This is a genomic window from Paenibacillus sp. FSL H7-0323 (assembly GCF_038002725.1).
GTDB lineage: Bacteria > Bacillota > Bacilli > Paenibacillales > Paenibacillaceae > Paenibacillus_AQ > Paenibacillus_AQ odorifer.
In genome coordinates, this window is the sequence record NZ_JBBODB010000001.1 from 1,649,625 (window position 1) to 1,666,780 (window position 17,156).

A 17,156-nucleotide genomic window follows, 5' to 3' on the forward strand; every position below is an offset into this window, starting at 1 on the left:
AAAAATATAAATATCTGCATAAGTACAATTTATAGTAAAATATATAAATCTGAGCTAGGAGTGGATGAACGTGCACCAGAACGAACGAATCATAAACAAATTACAAACGAATCCCTTAAAGAATGTAAGCTTGTTAAAAATGTTAAACTCCTTCCACGAAGTCATGGAAACACATCTAGTTGAGCATGGTGATCAGTGGGGTATTGTATTACTTCTTCCAGCCACAGCATACGCATATGATCATAGGGTATATCCTCAAGCGGATTACATCGTATTTTTGGATTACAGCTGCCCCGATATATTTCCAGCTTTACTACCACTGCTCCCAGCACAGGCGAAGCTTGTGTTTAAACTACAGGATGTGAAGTACCAAGAGGCACTGTCTGCGCATTTTTCTTTAGAAAAAACTCGGGGGTTTTTCTCTTACAGCACAACTGAGGGGTTAAGGTATAGTAAGGACAAAGAGGTGTCAATCAATCATTCATTTGACGACAGACTACTTCCACTTTGGGCTGCTAACCATTACAATAAGGAAGAAATTGAGGAATATTTCCAAAAAGGAGCGTTTTCCGTTTCAATCTTTCAGGGCGACAATCCGGTTAGTACCTGCCTAGCGTTCCGAAATGAAGAGCAGATTTGGGAAATCGGCGCTGTTCATACTTTAGAAGCATTTCAAAGATACGGATACGCGAAAATGGTAGTTCGCACAGCCATACAAGAAACGTTAGAACGAGGCTTTATTCCACGCTATCACGTCCTTGAAAGAAATCAAGCGTCCATTCGTCTAGCTGAATCTATTGGACTTGTCCCTTGTGTGCAGCTAGAGCACTGGATTAACTACATTCAATAACAAACTCTATTGGAGGTGATTTTAATGAGCTATCCACCAAACGACAATTTGAACTATTATCAGCCTCCACCCCCTCCGGCACCGACGAATGGCAAATCAATCGCTGGTTTTGTCTTGGGAATCCTCTCTATTGTTGTGCCTTATATTGGTTTTCTGTTAGGAATTATTGCGATTATTCTATCCGCCTTATCGCTGAGGGAAATCCGTAATCGTTATGAACAAGGCAAAGGCCTCGCGATTGCAGGCCTGGTATGTGGAATTGTGGGCACGCTGATGTACGCAATTATTATATTATTCGTCGTTGTGTTTGTTTTTGCAGCTTCTACTTACTAACCACGAAAAGGATCTCAATAGCCATCATCGGCTGCTGAGATCCTTTTCGAGTTAACACGCTATCAAGTGAACCCTTCATTCAGTCGTGGAACCAAAATCGGTGATTTTAAGCTTAACATCAAAGGTCAATGGCATCCGAATAAATTCCTCGTCCCAATGATCCTTGATCTTTTTCCAAACCTGCGGTTTTTCTATGCTAAACCAATTTCCGAACCCTGCCACATCTACTTTATAGGTGGAATGCATTTTGTGAATAAGAGCATTGATTTTTTCGGTTAATCTTTCCTCGAATATCTTCTCCAATTCTTTGAAATAGGCAACTTCCGCGGAATGCTCATTATCATCCCAATTCTCAATAAGACGTCCATCAGACTCAATGGCTACATGAATAGAGAACTTCTCATCCGCAGTCTCCTTCAGCGTAATCTTGCTCTTAACTGATTTAATTTCATAAGTAATCGCTTCATTCAACTGATTATAGGCTTTAATACTCCCACCTTTTATGTCCCCTTTGATCCAGGCAATACTCTCCACATCCTGTTGATCAATATTGCCAATCCACTGTCCTGTGTCTCCCTTGATAATACCTGCTCCGGAAAATTCCACCTCACCCTGTGCCTCCACGATGTTTTGTAAAACAAAGCTTTGCCTGGAGTACATAAGTGCATCTAGATTAGACAACGTTATGCCCTTCATAACTTTACTGGTTCTGAAGTGGTTATGAATCATGTCTGCCAGACGAAAAGAAGGAATTTCCTCGGAGGTCGTGTTAAGTGTGTCGGATGCAGGCCCTTGGCTAAGAAATATAAGACAGCTAGGGCGGATATCATTATCTCGCAGTAAAAAGTCCATTAGCCGTCTGATCTTCTCCTGTTGCACCAGTTTCTCAGATATGACAACAACCTTGAGGTGATGACCTATAATCGGACGGTTCTTACGTATTGAGATTTGGCGGAATATCTCAAGCAGAGAATCCCCTGTCTCAGAAATATTGTGATAATGAGTTTTGGGTGTTGCGCCATCTTTGCCAGTGTTTCCGAGTATTTTTTCAGGCACAATTTGTACCGTAGCCGTCAATTTATTTTTCTTAAAATAGCTTCCTCCGAGTTCCTCAAACTCCCGTTCGACTCCTTTCGGCTCCCCCTTGTCAAGCGCCAATCCCGTATAAACACTCAAGTCTTCAATCTCCTTACTGCTCCAGCAGCCAGACTGCGTAAGTAGAATCACGAATACCAATAGTAGGCGAATAACCCGCTGTCTAAACATTCTGCTTGAGTCCTTTCTTCCTAATGATTAATACAATCGACAATAACAGTGGCAGCATTATAAAGATCAGCACACCCATATAGCCAATCGCATCACCAAGACTAAAGACATCATTGATGCGCTGAGGGATCATCGTACAGATGAAGATGATGGGCATTAAAGCGAACATAACCGGATGGATCTTTAGGTGGAATACCTGAGAGATGCCAAGTGACGCATTAAAGAAAAAGCTGCAAAAATTACAGAACATCTGCATCAGCCAAATGACGAGCAACGGAAATTCAAATCGTTCAAAAAAGAACCCTGATATTTCAAAGCTCCTTACCAAATCTATCGTAGGCCAGGTGCTGGTGATTACAGAATTGATGGATAGGCCGCCGATAACCATCACAACAGTAACCAGATACAGTACCAGCGGGATACTTAAACCGACCATCATTCCTTTGACCGCTTGCTGCGGATGTTCCATAAAGGCCGTCATTGTCATCACAACCTCACAACCGGTAAAGATCAGGATGCTCGACTTCATGCCTCGGATCACCGGCATCAGCCCTTCACTCAGAAAAGGGCGTAAATGCTGGATATCAAATATTCTGGCACTTAAGATATAACAAATAATCAGGATAAAAATACTGATCGGAAATACAATCTGAAACACGCGGGCCATGGAATTAATCCCACCATAGACCAAATAAGTGCCCACCCAGATGAACGGCATTACAATTGCCCAGATCGGAGTTCCTTCCAGAAGAAAGAACAATGTTACTTCCGCCAGAACGCGGATTTCGAAACCCGCAATCACAATAAAGTAAAGAATCAATATTGTACTCATTACACTGCCTGGAAGATTCCCAACAATTCTTTTAGAATACTGAAAGACAGTCTTCCCTGGAAATTGCTGGCTAAGCTTCACCATAACCAATATGACCAAAGATACGACGATACCTCCCAGCACTACTGAAATCCAGGCATCGGGAGTCTGCACAGCCTTAACAACATTTCTGGGCAAAGTCAAAATTCCCGCACCTAGCATTGAATTGGTCAAGATTATAGAAGCCTGCGAGGTTGTGATCTTGTCATCAGTTCGTTTAAACACTGTGGTCTCCCCTCTGCTCCTGCTAAGAATACATTCTCTAGGACCTGCGTTTTTTCTTCTGGGTCTTCAGCATCTCCGGTCTTCGCTTCATGATCGATAACGGTGCACGAACGAACAAATCCTTCCAGTCACTTAAGCGGAAAGGGGAAATAGGGGTGACGTAAGGAACTCCAAAGCTTGAAAGCCGAGTCAGATGGCTGCAAATAAGCAGGAAGAAAAGGATGGTTCCGAACATGCCCAGGACCGCCGCAAATAACATGCCTGCGAATCGTAAGATCCGGAGAGTAATTCCCGCACTGTACATCGGTATGGAAAACGAAGAGATCGCTGTCACGGCTACAACAATTACCAGAAACGGACTCACAATACCAGCCTGTACCGCGGCATCTCCAATGATTAGACCTCCGACAATCCCCATTGCCGGACCTATGGGCTTCGGCAGCCGAATTCCAGCTTCACGCAAGATTTCAATGGAAATTTCCAGAATCAACACTTCAATTAATGCAGGAAAGGGTACACCTTGGCGTGTTTCGATAATGGAGATCGCCAGTTGTGTAGGAATCAGTCCCGGATGAAAAGAGATAAAGGAAATATACAGCGCCGGAGCCAACAGAGCCAGAAATGATGCGCAAAACCGGAGTATCCGCAAAAGTGTACCCGGAATCCAGCGCTCATAATAATCCTCAGGAGACTGCAAAAGCATACTGAACGTCACTGGAACAACGAGTGCAAACGGTGTGCCATCCAGCAAAATCGCGACTCTTCCCTCTAACAAGGAAGCAATTACCCGATCGGGTCTTTCCGTATTCTGTGTCTGCTGAAACGGGCTTAAATAATCATCCTCGATCAACTGTTCCACATAGCCGGATTCCAGAATAAAGTCCATATCAATTTTGGAGATACGTTCCTTCACTTCCTGGAGCAGATCAGGATTTACAATGTTTTTCATATAAGCGATAACCAGGTTCTTCTTGATTTCGCTGCCTACTTCAACCATTTTCATTTCCAGATTCTTATTAAGCCCTTGGCGCCGCAGCATAGAGGTATTCTCACTAAGCACCTCGGTAAAGCCAATCCGAGGCCCACGCAGTAAAGCCTCCGAGGTTGGCTCAGTAATCGCGCGCACGGATCCATGCGGAGAACCCACCAGCAACATCTCACGCATGCCTTCGACAATCAGCGCAGTGTATCCGAATAGGACAAACTCCTGCAGTTGGTCTAAATCCTTGGCTTCACTAAGCTGAGCTAAGGGGAGCATATTCTGTTTCAAGTAGTTGTATATTCCTTCTGAAGCCTGCGTTTCGCCGGCATACATCAGATTCTGCAGCACCTGCTGATTGATTAGCTCCTCGTGCTGCATCCCCTCTACATAGACCAATGCGGCACGTGCCTGTATACCTTTAACTGAGAATTCACGAAAATGTACATCACTGTTCTCCCCCAATGCCGTTTTTATCGCTGTCAGATCGGCATCATAGTCCTGGGTAAAAGCAGTAGACACAGGAGGCTGCGGATTTACTTCCCGATTGTCATTCTTCTTCAGTTCCGCATCCTGTGATTTGGCCTCTGTTTCCTTGGAGCGTCCGCTTCCAACATAAAAATACAAATGCCTGTAAAGATAAAAAATCCCTACGGGAAAGAGCAGCGTAATCGCCGCCTGCATAAAAATTGTCCAGTCCGGAATATAAGAGACTATTTTAGGCCACATCGCAATCATCCTCTATAGGAATCTGTTAGTACTATTCTCCTTCCACCCTATTCTTATGCAACATTTGAAACTTAAGGAAAGTTCATATATCAGCATTGGTCCGGACATAACAAAACGCCCGCATAAGCGGACGTCTGCAATTTAGAGTATTTTCAACAGGTACTGCTTAAGGTTAATTAGGTTGCTGCCACTGCTTTAAAACCTCAATCAAACCCGGGACATCTAATCCATCCAAGGAAAAAGCTTTGCGCAGCAGCTCATGCGGTATGAACTCATCGTATTTTCCGAGATAGGGTGCTTCATCTGGGGATAACAATGATAATGGATCTGTGGCAGCCATACTTTCGGCAATGATCTCTGCTTCCAGCGTTTCTGCATCTGTTTTACCCGCAACGACCATATAATAAGGTTCCATGGGAACGATAGAACGCAGTCCCAGAGGGCTCTTCAGGTTGTTCTTCAGAAGGCGCTCCAGCGTACGGAATTGCCGACTACCGGCCCAGGGCAGAATGAACATGGAATCTCCACCCGCCGGCATAACGGACCGCACAAGCATTCCGCTTTCCTTCGCTAAACGACGGGCTCGTTCAAGACGCGCAGCCGCACTCGGAGCTAAATACGGATACAATGAAGTGGCTCCTAAGATTTCACGGATCTTGTTCATGATGCGTGTATGTACATCCCCACCCGCACCAAGCCACAACGTATCTACTTTGCCGCGTGAGGTTTTCACATAAACGGCTTTATGGCGATTATCCACCTCTTCTACCTTCCAAAGCTTACCTGCCAGAGTAAAACAGTAGCCTGGTGGTGGAACCGTTGTGATCGATCCGATTTCCTCAGTCCCGTTATAGACCACATGCTCTTCATCATCTTTGAAGACCGCGTAGAAGCGGAAGTTATTCACGATCTTCTCTCCCGCCATCCCGATGATCAAGCTGCCTTCGTCCATCTTCTCAATTTGTCCCATGCCTAACATATAGGTCATGAAAATATCATAATCAGTAGGATCTATGGTTTTAAACGAAGGCAAACTCAGAACCGCTTCTTTTAAATCATCCGGTTCGGCCTCACCCATACTTTTCAAAATGCTCATCGTCTGATGGTACAGCAGTCCAACTGGCAGCTGACGCACGACCAGGGGTTCCACCCATTTCTCGCGCACATATAGCTCAATTACCGCTATCGCTCGAAGCAGTGTCCACGGCATCCGCGCCGGAAGCTGAGCTTCCTCGTCCTCTTCCTCGGGCGTGACAAAGATCATCTCGGATGCAGCGTCTCCACGCCTGCCCGAGCGGCCTAACCGCTGCACAAAGCTTGCGCAGCTATAGGGAGCGCCGACCTGTAGCACTCGCTCCAGCTCGCCCAGATCAATACCCAGCTCCAGCGTCAACGTCGCTGCGGCAACAGCCGGTCCGGTGCCTTGCCGCAGCGCGGCTTCCGTCTCTTCACGCAGCATCGCGGAGATGCTGCCATGGTGAACGTGAAATACATCCCGTTCACCACGCTTCGCGGCCGTTCTCCGCATCTCTAGGGTCGCCGTCTCCGCATCTGAACGGCTGTTGGTGAAGATCAACGCCTTCTTCAGATGCGTATGATCATAAATAAAATCGTAATAAGACTGCTTCGCACGTTCTAAATGCTCCGCCTGCACCTCATCCCGTGCATCCGGGAAAGAGAAATGCTCCACACTTAAACGGAGCTTACGCCCGCCTTGTGGAGCGGACACTTCAACGCTCTCCCGCGTGCCCGCCGCCAGCCACTCTGTGACAGAAGCGTAGTCACTCAGCGTAGCTGATAGACCGATTCTGCGAGGATGACATCCCGCCATTCGTGAGATTCTCGCCAGCTGGCTTAACACCTGGATCCCCCGGTCAGCTCCCATAAAGGCATGCACCTCGTCAATGACAATAAAACGTAGATCATGGAACAACGCTGGTATAGCATTCGGGCGGTTCATCAACAATCCTTCAAGCGATTCCGGGGTGATTTGCAGCACGCCTGAAGGATTCTGCACCAGTTTTGTTTTATCGGCTTGAGGTACATCTCCATGCCAGTGCCACACCGGAATATTGCCTTCACGAAGCAAATCATTCAAACGTGTAAATTGATCGTTGATCAAAGCTTTCAGAGGGGCGATATACAAAATGCCAACCGAACCGGAAGGACGTTCATACAGCTCAGTAAGCGCAGGAAAAAAAGCTGCCTCTGTCTTACCTGAAGCGGTACCTGAGGCAATCAGCAGATGATGCGGGGTATCAAAAAGCACCCGGCAGGCATCCACCTGTGCCTCACGCAAAGTCTCCCAGCGGTTCTTATAAATAAACTCTTTAATGAAGGGAGCCAGCCTATAGAACGGATTATCGCTCATAATTCAAACTCCGCCAGAAACCCATCCAGTTCATTTTGCTCAGTCTCAGCTGGCTTAGCCGTTTTTTCGCCCACTAGCTGTTCAAAAGTAATCTCCGGATGCTGGTGGAGCGTATGCAGCAGATCCATGAAATCACGTACTACCTCCCGTGGAGTCAAGAGTTCCTCAGCCCCTAATCTTCCAACCGCTTCCTCCATAAAATGAACCAATTGTTCCTGTGATAAACGTGCTTCATAACCATAATGTAGGGCGTGAATCTCTTTAAGCTTTTGCAGCAGTACAAGAATTTCCTCGTGTGATAACATGTCCAGTGCAATGATAGGTCCAGTATAATTGTTCAGACCCGCCGCCCCGTACCGGCCAGCAACCAATCGCGATCGCAGTGCCTCATAACTAAATAAACCACGCCGTCCATCTTCCACAAATTGCGGAGTTCCCCCTATAAAAATCCCTAAGTTCTCTGCCTTCCCCTGCATCGTATCATTGAACATGGTAAGCAGCTTTTCATAGTTGCTCTGACGGGAAATACTGTTCGTAATTTTATAAAGATTGACACCTTCATCAATAAACAGCAGCAGACCTTTATAGCCAATAGCCGCAGTAAATTCCGCCCAAAGCTTCATATAGTCATACCAATTATCATCATCAATAATCACGCCAACTCCAAGCGCTTTGCGGGCTTCTGTCCGAGTTGCAAATTCTCCACGCAACCAGCGAAGCGAATCCTGTTTCTGGTCATCATCGGCCAGCTTGTGTGCATTCCAATAAGAGGCGAGCACTTTGGCAAAATCAAAACCATGCACCAAACCACGCATTTCAGAGGCTACAGCGTAAATTCGCTTCTCTACTTCTTCACCAAGCTGAGGGTGATCAGGCCCATATTCCTTCTCCTGCATCACGGACTGCTGTAGCGTAATAATCCATTTCTGCAGGATGATCTCCAATGCTCCACCATCTGGACGTGTGCGGGTCGATAAATGGCTCATTAGCTCCCGGTAAGTCGCTAGGCCTTGTCCTTTAGTTCCTACTAACCTACGCTCAGGGGACAGGTCAGCATCTGCTACTACAAAATCCCGATCCATCGCGTAATTACGGATCATCTGAAGCAGAAAGCTTTTACCGCTGCCGAATTTGCCTGTAATCAGCTTAAAAGCTGCTCCACCCTCTGCAATGTTCTCCATATCTCTTAATATGGCTTCAATCTCCGGCCGACGGCCAACGGCTATGTGCTCTAGTCCGATACGCGGAACAACACCAGCCGTCAACGAATTGACTAGCGCAGTTGTCATTCGTTTAGGTATTTTTAATTCACTCATCCAAAGTTCACCTCATTAAATATTGCGCAGCATAGAGATATATTCCTCAACAATGTCTTCCCCCTCAATGATCAGATCACCAAGAATGTCCATTGCGATTTCATTAATCTCATCAATTAGAAGCTCTGACATCGTGCCATTAGCAGCAGCCAGCTTCAGTAAAGCTTGACTTCCATCCTCATCCAAAAGAGCAAGCAGTGCTTCCCGTTGTAGTGGACTTAAAGCATTGGCAAACTGTTCTGCCTCCGATCCTATGCTAACCGCTTGAGCTTCTTCAATCACCTCTACAGGCAACAATTCTTCCTTACTATCTTGTATTGGATCGATTTCACCGATAGTTGCTTCGAGCTCGCTAGCCTCGTAATCTTGCTCGTCCATATTCTCAACCGTAAGCATCGTCCGTACAATTTCAGAATCACTTTGCAGGCGTTCTAGCTTCTCCGGATCTATGACGACTGTCGGCCCTTTGTCTTCCTGCGTCTCTTTAAGATACTCACGCTTTAGAAAACGAGTGATCAAATCATCCATATCGGCCTCTACATTAATACCTTTAAGTCGTCCGCGGTAGCCCATCAGTTCCCGGAGTTTATTCTCAGTCAGACGAAATAACCTTGTAATCAGACTGCGAAGTGGTGGAGATTTACTAATACGTACAACCGGTATAAGAACAGAATAGCCATATAATGAAATATCATATACGGCACTTCGGAATAAATAACGCTCCCGCATCACCGCTGGTCCAGGCGGAAACATTTCAACTAGATTGGAGCCGTGTTTCCGGGTGACATAAGCATTAATTAACGCCACGACCTGCGGAATGTATTGTTCAAGAGCCTCATTGCCTTCTCCGATGTAGAACTTGGATTTACTAATATCATAGTCCGACATTGCCGTTAATACTGCGAAGGTTAGCTGCTCAGGAGCAGTCGTCAGTCCTCTCATTAATTCAAGCTCCGCCAGATCCCCAGCAAGACCACGTGAACGAGCCACAATGATAGAAAGCGGGACATCCAAATGATGTACAAAAGAGAAGTCCGCGATCCAGCCGCCAAGATATTGATCCAAACGTTTATAACTTTCCCGGTAAGCTTCCCAGATCAGATTTAGCTGCCTATAGCCATCATTAGGGTCAGTCCACCCCACGCCATTAATAAGCTCATATATATGCAGAAAAATATAAGAAAGATCTGTTTTCAGATATCTGCCTTGTCTAACTTCATTCCGCCAATAAAAATACCATCTGCTTTGCGTGCCTGTCATATGGCCATATGTAGGCCAGTAACTCTTAAAAGGAACAAAAAGCGCTGAGTCCTCAGTTCTTTCAACTAATTCCTTCGCTCTTGTTACGAACTGCCCTTCGGTGGTAGTCACAGGCTCCGGCGTTTCCATCTCTGTATCCCAAAGCTGCAGCTGTAATGAAGGTTCAGGGGTTGAATTTGTTTTGCCATTATTCTTAGAAGATGACTTAGGCAGCGCAGGTTCAGGGGAATTTCGCGGCGGAATCGGTACATTTTGTTCCGTACTTTCCCAGACTAATTCTGTGAAATGCGGTTGCTTCCTATCATTACTCATGTGCGATCGCTCCGTCCTTATAAATAAGGATTAATGTAAAAAAACGGTCCTGTTCACAACTGTGAAGGAACCGTTTTGTTCTTACGTGAATAGTGGTCATCCATAAGGACGACAACATCGTTTCTTCTTGATATTTTAGCATTGTTGATAGATTAACATCAAGTATGTAATGCAGAATCACACTTTAGAGAAGCTCGGTTCCCTTTGTTTCTTTGCCAAGAAACAATACCGCTAATGCACCGATAATAATCGTTACAAAAAATAGCATAAAGATCGAGCCAATCGCCATAGATTTACCTACTAGAACCCCTACCAGCAATGGTGCGATAATGCCCCCAATCCGGCCAAAGGAAGTTGCTAAACCAGCGCCTGTGGAACGAATAGCCGTTGGGTACAGCTCTGGCGTATAAGCATACATGCCACCCCAAGCGCCAAGATTGAAGAAGGATAAACAAATTCCGGCAGCCATCAGCATGCCTTCAGTAGTCGCATTTCCGAACCATGCAGCGCTAACCGCAGTGAACAGCATATAGATGACTAGGACAAATTTGCGTCCGAACTTTTCAATAAAGTAAGCGGCAGTAAAATATCCAGGCAACTGAGCGAGCGTCATAATAAGCACATACTCGAAACTTTTGACCAAGCTGAAGCCTTTAAGTACCATAACTGTAGGCAGCCATAGAAACATGCCATAATACGAGAACACCACCGTAAACCATAAAATCCACAACATAATTGTAGAACGGCGATATTCTGGCGACCATACGGTAGCGATTCGTTTCTTTAAGGAAACGGGTGCCTTTTTAATCTCAGCAAATTTCGGTGAATCATCAATCGCCCGTCTTAGATATAAAGCGTAGAGTGCAGGTACAGCCCCAATTCCGAAAGCTATACGCCAGCCATAATCAGGGATAATGAAGAACGCGATTAATGCCGAAGCAATCCAACCGACTGCCCAAAAGCTCTCCAAAAGCACAACCGCACGGCCTCTCTCCTGAGCAGGCATGCTCTCTGAGACCAAGGTAGAAGCGACAGGCAGCTCTCCGCCAAGACCAAACCCAGCAATAAAACGAAGCACACAGAGGATCGCAAAGCCTGTTGCAAATGCAGATAATCCGCTTGCCGCCGAGAAAATAAGGAGTGTCCACAGCAATACCGGTTTACGGCCAAAGCGGTCTGCTAATATCCCTGCCGCTGCAGCACCTACTGCCATACCGACGGAATTAATACTAGTCAATATACCGATCTGCTCCGGTCCCAGATTCCAATCCTTAGCTAAAGCTGCTACAACAAAAGAAATCATTCCGACGTCCATCGCATCGAACATCCAGCTCAAGCCAGCGCTGAAGAGTAATTTCCTTTGTTTCGGATTCCGCAGCAGTGTCATTTGATTCACTTCGAAGCCCCCTTATTTCAACCTGTTAACCAATAAACTTACTTTTGATTGTTTCACTTATACATTTTAAAATTGAAGTGCTCAAAAATCAAGAAATAAAGCAGCATTAAAGTATTGCCTAGCCAGCGATTGAAAATAACAGGTCTGCACAGAAATTGTGGCGATAAGCAGCATATTACGAACGGATTCTCTCTGCGCTCTCGACAAATGTGTCAGCCGGTTAATTACACGATCTATAGAGCTTTTTAACGAGGTATCTTCTTTCCAAGAGAACTCCTTGTGCAACACTTGATCTACTTTACATTGCGTCTGAATCGATGGATTGCTTTTGATCTCCTCAAAAAGCCCTGCATAGGCGTAATACAGCTTGGCCGGTTCAATTAGATCATCATCATCGCGATCCGGCTTTAGGAACATTAGCTGGAACAGTTGGCGGATACTTTCAAAGTTAAGAGCAGATTTGAGATCATCGATAATAAACAAAAGCGCCGCCTGATTAACCGAATATTTCTTTCCTTCTTTAGGCGAACCGAGATATTCCTTGAAGTCGCGCTTGACCCAATTTTGCATAGCTGTGACGGTCAATGTGGAATACTCTATAAGATGGCCCAATGAAGCAATTTCACCAAGTGAAAAGCCTTTTACATGGCCGCCTTTAATGATCTTTTGTAATATGGGTGGAACATTGGTTGATAAAAAAGCGGGCAACGAAGTCCCCTTTTGTAATTCTTCACGGTGAAACTTTGCCCATGCCTCTTGGAGGATATTCAGCGGTTTCCGGTCTGACAATCCGGTCAATGAGAGCAGTAGACTGGACATCTCCACACGAGTCAATGCAAATGATTCCATATCTGTTTCCCTCCACCATTTGATATTTTACTGAAAAGTTCGTAGAATAGTTCATAAGAACTCATAATAATGAGTATAACCTATTTTAGGAACGAAAGGGATGGTAAAGATTATATGGGTATAGGACTTAGTTTGACGTTGGTGGTTATTTTGATTATTTTAACCGCTTTTTTTGTAGCAACAGAATTTGCATTGGTGAGACTTAGAGGTAGCCAGATCAGTCAAATGGTGCTTGACGGAAAGAAGAATGCCTTGGCAGTACAGAAGGTATCCGCTAATCTCGATGGCTATTTATCCGCTTGTCAGCTCGGGATTACCATCACTGCGCTGGGTATTGGTGCACTGGCAGAGCCTGCATTCGAACAGTTATTGCTTCCTATTTTCGACTGGGCCAATATCAGTTCTAGTGTGAGTCACCCTCTTGCGTTTTTACTCGCATTCATCATTGCAACATTCTTGCACGTCGTTGTCGGAGAACTTGCTCCGAAGACGGCAGCTATAAACATTCCGGAAAAAATCGGTCAAATTACTTCACCGCTGATTATTTGGTTCTACAGAATTTTGTACCCTCTCATTTGGTTCATGAACGGTTCCGCTAATATGCTTGTTCGTCTTTTTGGGATGAAACCAGCTAGTGAGCATGGAGACGCGCATAGTGAAGATGAGATTCGTTTGATCCTGTCCGAGAGTTACGAAAGCGGGAAAATCAATAAAGCCGAATATGGCTATGTTAACCGAATCTTTACTTTTGATGAGATGCTCGCCAAAGAAATCATGGTTCCGCGAACCGATATGGTATGTCTTTTCACCAATCATTCGTTGAAAGAAAATTTCGAAATTATCCGCAAGGAGCAATATACTCGTTTCCCTGTGGCACAAGGCAGCAAGGATAATATTATCGGAATGATCAACACGAAACAGCTCTATTTGCAGTATGATAACAATCCTGATTTTGATTTTCATAGCTTAATTCAACCCGTACTGACAGTATCTGAGGTGACACCGGTCAAGAATCTTCTAACTCGTATGCAGTTGGAGCGTGTGCATATTGCCTTGCTGCTTGATGAATATGGTGGAACATCCGGTCTCATCACGATTGAAGATATTTTGGAAGAAATCGTTGGTGAAATCCGTGACGAGTTTGACGGTGATGAACGCAGAGAAGTCGAAAAAATAAGCGATACTAACTATCTGTTCGATGGTAAGGTATCTCTGTTAGAGGTCAAGGATCTTACAGGGCTTGATTTCGAAGATGAAGAAGTGACCACAGTTGGAGGCTGGGTATACAGTCATATCGCAGATCCAGCCATTGGCAAAAGTATTGTTCGTGACCATGTAACATTGACCATCCGCGAGATGAACAGATACCGTGTCCGCAAGGTTGAAGTTGTTATCGAACAATCAAGCAACACTGAATCATCATAAATTACGAAATCATAACCTTTATTCATAAAAAAAAGGATAGGGTCATCAGATTAAATCTGACACTCTATCCTTTTTTCTTTTTAGAGAATTTTGCTCATATAATACTCATCCACCCACTTACCATCGACAATAAGGGATTTCCGCTTCGTCCCTTCGATTTCAAACCCGCTCTTGGTATATAGCCCCAAAGCAGCTTGATTATGGGTCATGACGGATAACTCAAGACGAACAATCCCATTGTTCATAGCCCAGATGTCCATCTCCCGGAACAGGCCAGCCCCAATCCCATTCCCCTGATATTGTTTCTGAATCCCAATCACTATGTACGCGCTATGTCTATTGCGTCTAACACTTCCACCTCTAACAGACAAGTAACCTGCCAAATGATCGTCAACCTCTGCCCCTATAAGAATTGAAGTTTCTGCTGCCAGAAAGCTTTCGAGCATTTCTTTGACCTGACAAAGACTAGCTTGTCTTTCATCCGGTTCCAATAACATAAATTTGGACTCTTGGTCTAACTGATGCTGAAGTCGAAGCAGTTCACCTGCATCCTCCGGCACCAGTTCTCTAAGTGTAACCATCATATCATCACTTCCAATCGTAAATAACTATAAATACTTCTTGAATACCTTACTGGAGCTGCTATCATAACCAAGAATTTCGTAGAAACGATGCGCTTCTTCTCTCTTTGCAGCACTTGATAACATAATCTTAAGGGCTCCCTTGGAGATTGCTACATTCTCGGCATGTCTCATTAGCATTGCGCCATACCCTTTTCCTCGTACTTTTTCAGCCACAATGACTCTTTCTATGACAGCAAAGGGCCTATCGTCACACAAAGCATCCATACAAAAATGAAGATGTAACGACCCGACAATTGTTTCTTGTTCTTCGCACACATATAGAAAACTCTCCGGATGATCTGCTATCTGCTTCAGCCGCTCAGGAGATACATGAATAGCTGGATGCTCAGGCAGCAAAATCCGATAAAGTTCTTCAATGAAGGTAGCGTCTTCGGGCACTGCTTCTCTTATCATTCGTCTACTCCCTTCTATACAACGATTAACAACGACAGACCATGATCACATTTCCATCGGGATCTTTAAAATTAAACCAATGATCATGCTCAATATCCGTGAGAATCTCTCCTCCGTTGGCCTTTACATAATCATAAGCAGCATCAATATCCTCGGTGTTAAGATGAAACGAAGGGATGTTTAGAACAGATTCAGCGGTGTAAATCTTACTGTCCAAAACGATGCCCGGTCCCTGCATAGGGACTACATATAAATGACCGAATAATACCTCTCCATCTAATGGGAGTCCAAGCAATTGGCAATACCATTGTTTTGATTTCTCAATATCCTTTACCGGAATAAAAACAGCACCAATCTGATTCAGAATCGGACTTATCATCATTAAGAAAGCCTCCTCTTTTAAGTTGACGGATAGGGTGTTATTCTAGAATAATTCGATAAAATATGTCAATTACCTCCCTCCATTTAGGGAAGGGCTGGTAAGTTGTGTTATAATTCTGTGAGCATTACTCCAATATCACGTACGTCAGGAGAATTACATTGGCTAACCTGAACTTCGGTGGTTTTAAAATGACCCCACCCAAAGTTTTATCACTAGGATTCTTAATCCTTATCACTGCCGGGACTTTTCTGCTTAGTCTCCCGGTCTCCTCAACATCCGGACAAATATCCTTTATCGATGCCTTGTTTATGGCGACTTCAGCCACTTGTGTAACAGGCCTTGCGGTCATTGATACGGGAACTCAGCTAACTACCTTCGGACAAGTTGTTCTACTCATTTTATTTCAAATCGGAGGATTAGGCTTTGTAACGATGGCTACTTTGATTACCTTGGTCCTTAATAAACGGATATCCTTGAAAGAGCGAATCCTTTTGCAAGAATCCATGAACCAAAATTCGATGCAGGGAATTGTACTCTTAATCCGTAGAGTCCTGATCTATTCTCTTGTTATTCAGCTGTCGGGGGCCGTGTTGTTTGCTGGAAGGTTTATGATGGATATGCCCTTTGGGAAAGCAGCATATTATGGGATTTTTCACAGTATATCTATCTTTAATAATGCAGGCTTTGATCTCTTCGGTGATATTCATGGGCCGTTTAGCGGACTTACTCGTTTTGTAAATGATCCCATTGTTAACTTCACCTCAATGAGTCTCATATTTCTTGGAGGGATTGGTTTTATCGTTCTGTCTGATCTTATGGACTTTCCTAAACGCAGAAGACTCACTCTTCATTCAAAGGTTGTTCTTTGGACTTCTCTTATATTGATTGTTATTGGTGCGGGGCTGTTTTTTTTACTGGAGTTTAATTCTACGCTGAAGCCCTTGAGTGCAAGCGGAAAGTTTTGGGCGACCTTTTTACAAGCGGTAACTCCGCGATCTGGTGGTGTCACCACCATTGAAGTTCCACTTTTACGGCAATCCACACAATTTCTAATGATTCTATTGATGTTTATCGGAGCTGCACCTGGGTCGACGGGTGGAGGAATCAAGATCACTACATTCGCCGTACTGGTTACTGCAGTAGCTGCGCGATTACGGGGGAAAGAAGATATTGTAATGTTCCGCCACCGGATCGCTAAAGAAAATGTATATAGAGCCCTTACTATTACATTAATGTCTCTTATGCTGCTTGTCATCGCTACGATGTTATTATCCTTAACCGAGAGCGCTGAATTTCTAACTGTACTTTTTGAAGCAGTATCTGCTTTTGGAACCTCAGGCTTATCTATGGGCCTTACTCCGGAACTGACTACGGCAGGAAAGGTTCTAGTGATTATCCTGATGTTTATGGGCCGGACCGGACCACTTACACTTGCTTATGCTTTGAAACCAAAAGGTAGTAAAGAACTGTACCGTTACCCAGAAGGTAAGATAACGATTGGATAATCATGATATGGCCAGCGGCTACCAGATAATGCCGCTGGCGTCATATCAGT

Annotated in this window: 15 protein-coding genes; 4 read left to right on the forward strand and 11 right to left on the reverse strand. The window is 44.6% G+C overall.

All coding sequences use genetic code 11. The features are described from left to right. Positions 1 to 70: 70 nt before the first annotated feature. Both MHH89_RS07540 and MHH89_RS07545 read left to right on the forward strand, forming a co-directional pair. Complete coding sequence (locus MHH89_RS07540; protein WP_076126639.1) at positions 71 to 850, forward strand: GNAT family N-acetyltransferase; 780 nt, start codon at positions 71 to 73, stop codon at positions 848 to 850. Between the two features lie 24 nt (positions 851 to 874). Next, the gene (locus tag MHH89_RS07545; RefSeq protein WP_076277588.1) at positions 875 to 1,183 is read left to right on the forward strand and encodes a DUF4190 domain-containing protein; all 309 of its coding nucleotides are present in this window, start codon (positions 875 to 877) and stop codon (positions 1,181 to 1,183) included. A gap of 75 nt (positions 1,184 to 1,258) precedes the next feature. Here MHH89_RS07545 and MHH89_RS07550 read toward each other — a convergent pair whose 3' ends face one another. From MHH89_RS07550 to MHH89_RS07585, 8 genes are all read right to left on the reverse strand, one after another. Next, the gene (locus tag MHH89_RS07550) at positions 1,259 to 2,449 is read right to left on the reverse strand and encodes a Ger(x)C family spore germination protein (RefSeq protein WP_341086752.1); all 1,191 of its coding nucleotides are present in this window, start codon (positions 2,447 to 2,449) and stop codon (positions 1,259 to 1,261) included. Beyond that, on the reverse strand, positions 2,442 to 3,545 hold the full coding sequence (locus MHH89_RS07555) for a GerAB/ArcD/ProY family transporter (RefSeq protein ID WP_076218056.1): 1,104 nt from the start codon (positions 3,543 to 3,545) through the stop codon (positions 2,442 to 2,444). The genes MHH89_RS07550 and MHH89_RS07555 overlap by 8 nt, the downstream gene beginning before the upstream one ends. Before the next feature lie 37 nt (positions 3,546 to 3,582). Beyond that, positions 3,583 to 5,253, reverse strand: a complete 1,671-nt coding sequence (locus MHH89_RS07560) for a spore germination protein (RefSeq protein WP_076126801.1) — start codon at positions 5,251 to 5,253, stop codon at positions 3,583 to 3,585. A gap of 172 nt (positions 5,254 to 5,425) precedes the next feature. Beyond that, positions 5,426 to 7,624 (reverse strand): DEAD/DEAH box helicase, encoded by a 2,199-nt coding sequence (locus tag MHH89_RS07565; protein ID WP_076126645.1) that lies wholly within the window; start codon positions 7,622 to 7,624, stop codon positions 5,426 to 5,428. Beyond that, the gene (locus MHH89_RS07570; RefSeq protein WP_076126647.1) at positions 7,621 to 8,940 is read right to left on the reverse strand and encodes an ATP-binding protein; all 1,320 of its coding nucleotides are present in this window, start codon (positions 8,938 to 8,940) and stop codon (positions 7,621 to 7,623) included. The genes MHH89_RS07565 and MHH89_RS07570 overlap by 4 nt, the downstream gene beginning before the upstream one ends. Before the next feature lie 15 nt (positions 8,941 to 8,955). Next, complete coding sequence (locus MHH89_RS07575; RefSeq protein WP_341086754.1) at positions 8,956 to 10,512, reverse strand: TerB N-terminal domain-containing protein; 1,557 nt, start codon at positions 10,510 to 10,512, stop codon at positions 8,956 to 8,958. Between the two features lie 184 nt (positions 10,513 to 10,696). After that, complete coding sequence (locus MHH89_RS07580; protein ID WP_036677382.1) at positions 10,697 to 11,899, reverse strand: MFS transporter; 1,203 nt, start codon at positions 11,897 to 11,899, stop codon at positions 10,697 to 10,699. 90 nt (positions 11,900 to 11,989) lie between these two features. Then, complete coding sequence (locus tag MHH89_RS07585; RefSeq protein ID WP_036676915.1) at positions 11,990 to 12,757, reverse strand: DUF1836 domain-containing protein; 768 nt, start codon at positions 12,755 to 12,757, stop codon at positions 11,990 to 11,992. Between the two features lie 114 nt (positions 12,758 to 12,871). Here MHH89_RS07585 and MHH89_RS07590 point away from each other — a divergent pair, with 114 nt between their 5' ends. Next, complete coding sequence (locus MHH89_RS07590; RefSeq protein ID WP_076126650.1) at positions 12,872 to 14,182, forward strand: hemolysin family protein; 1,311 nt, start codon at positions 12,872 to 12,874, stop codon at positions 14,180 to 14,182. Positions 14,183 to 14,262: 80 nt separating this feature from the next. Here MHH89_RS07590 and MHH89_RS07595 read toward each other — a convergent pair whose 3' ends face one another. The 3 genes from MHH89_RS07595 to MHH89_RS07605 are packed head-to-tail and all read right to left on the reverse strand — an operon-like array spanning position 14,263 to position 15,598. Then, positions 14,263 to 14,766: a GNAT family N-acetyltransferase gene (locus MHH89_RS07595; RefSeq protein ID WP_341086755.1), complete on the reverse strand. Its 504-nt coding sequence runs from the start codon at positions 14,764 to 14,766 to the stop codon at positions 14,263 to 14,265. A 24-nt stretch (positions 14,767 to 14,790) separates the two neighbouring features. After that, positions 14,791 to 15,219 carry a GNAT family N-acetyltransferase gene (locus MHH89_RS07600; protein WP_076184843.1) on the reverse strand — a complete coding sequence of 143 codons (429 nt, stop codon included), beginning with the start codon at positions 15,217 to 15,219 and terminating at the stop codon, positions 14,791 to 14,793. Positions 15,220 to 15,244: 25 nt separating this feature from the next. Continuing rightward, a complete protein-coding gene (locus MHH89_RS07605; protein WP_036677380.1) occupies positions 15,245 to 15,598 on the reverse strand; it encodes a VOC family protein in 354 nt (117 codons plus the stop codon). A 191-nt stretch (positions 15,599 to 15,789) separates the two neighbouring features. Here MHH89_RS07605 and MHH89_RS07610 point away from each other — a divergent pair, with 191 nt between their 5' ends. After that, a complete protein-coding gene (locus tag MHH89_RS07610; protein ID WP_076184980.1) occupies positions 15,790 to 17,106 on the forward strand; it encodes a TrkH family potassium uptake protein in 1,317 nt (438 codons plus the stop codon). Positions 17,107 to 17,156: the final 50 nt, after the last annotated feature.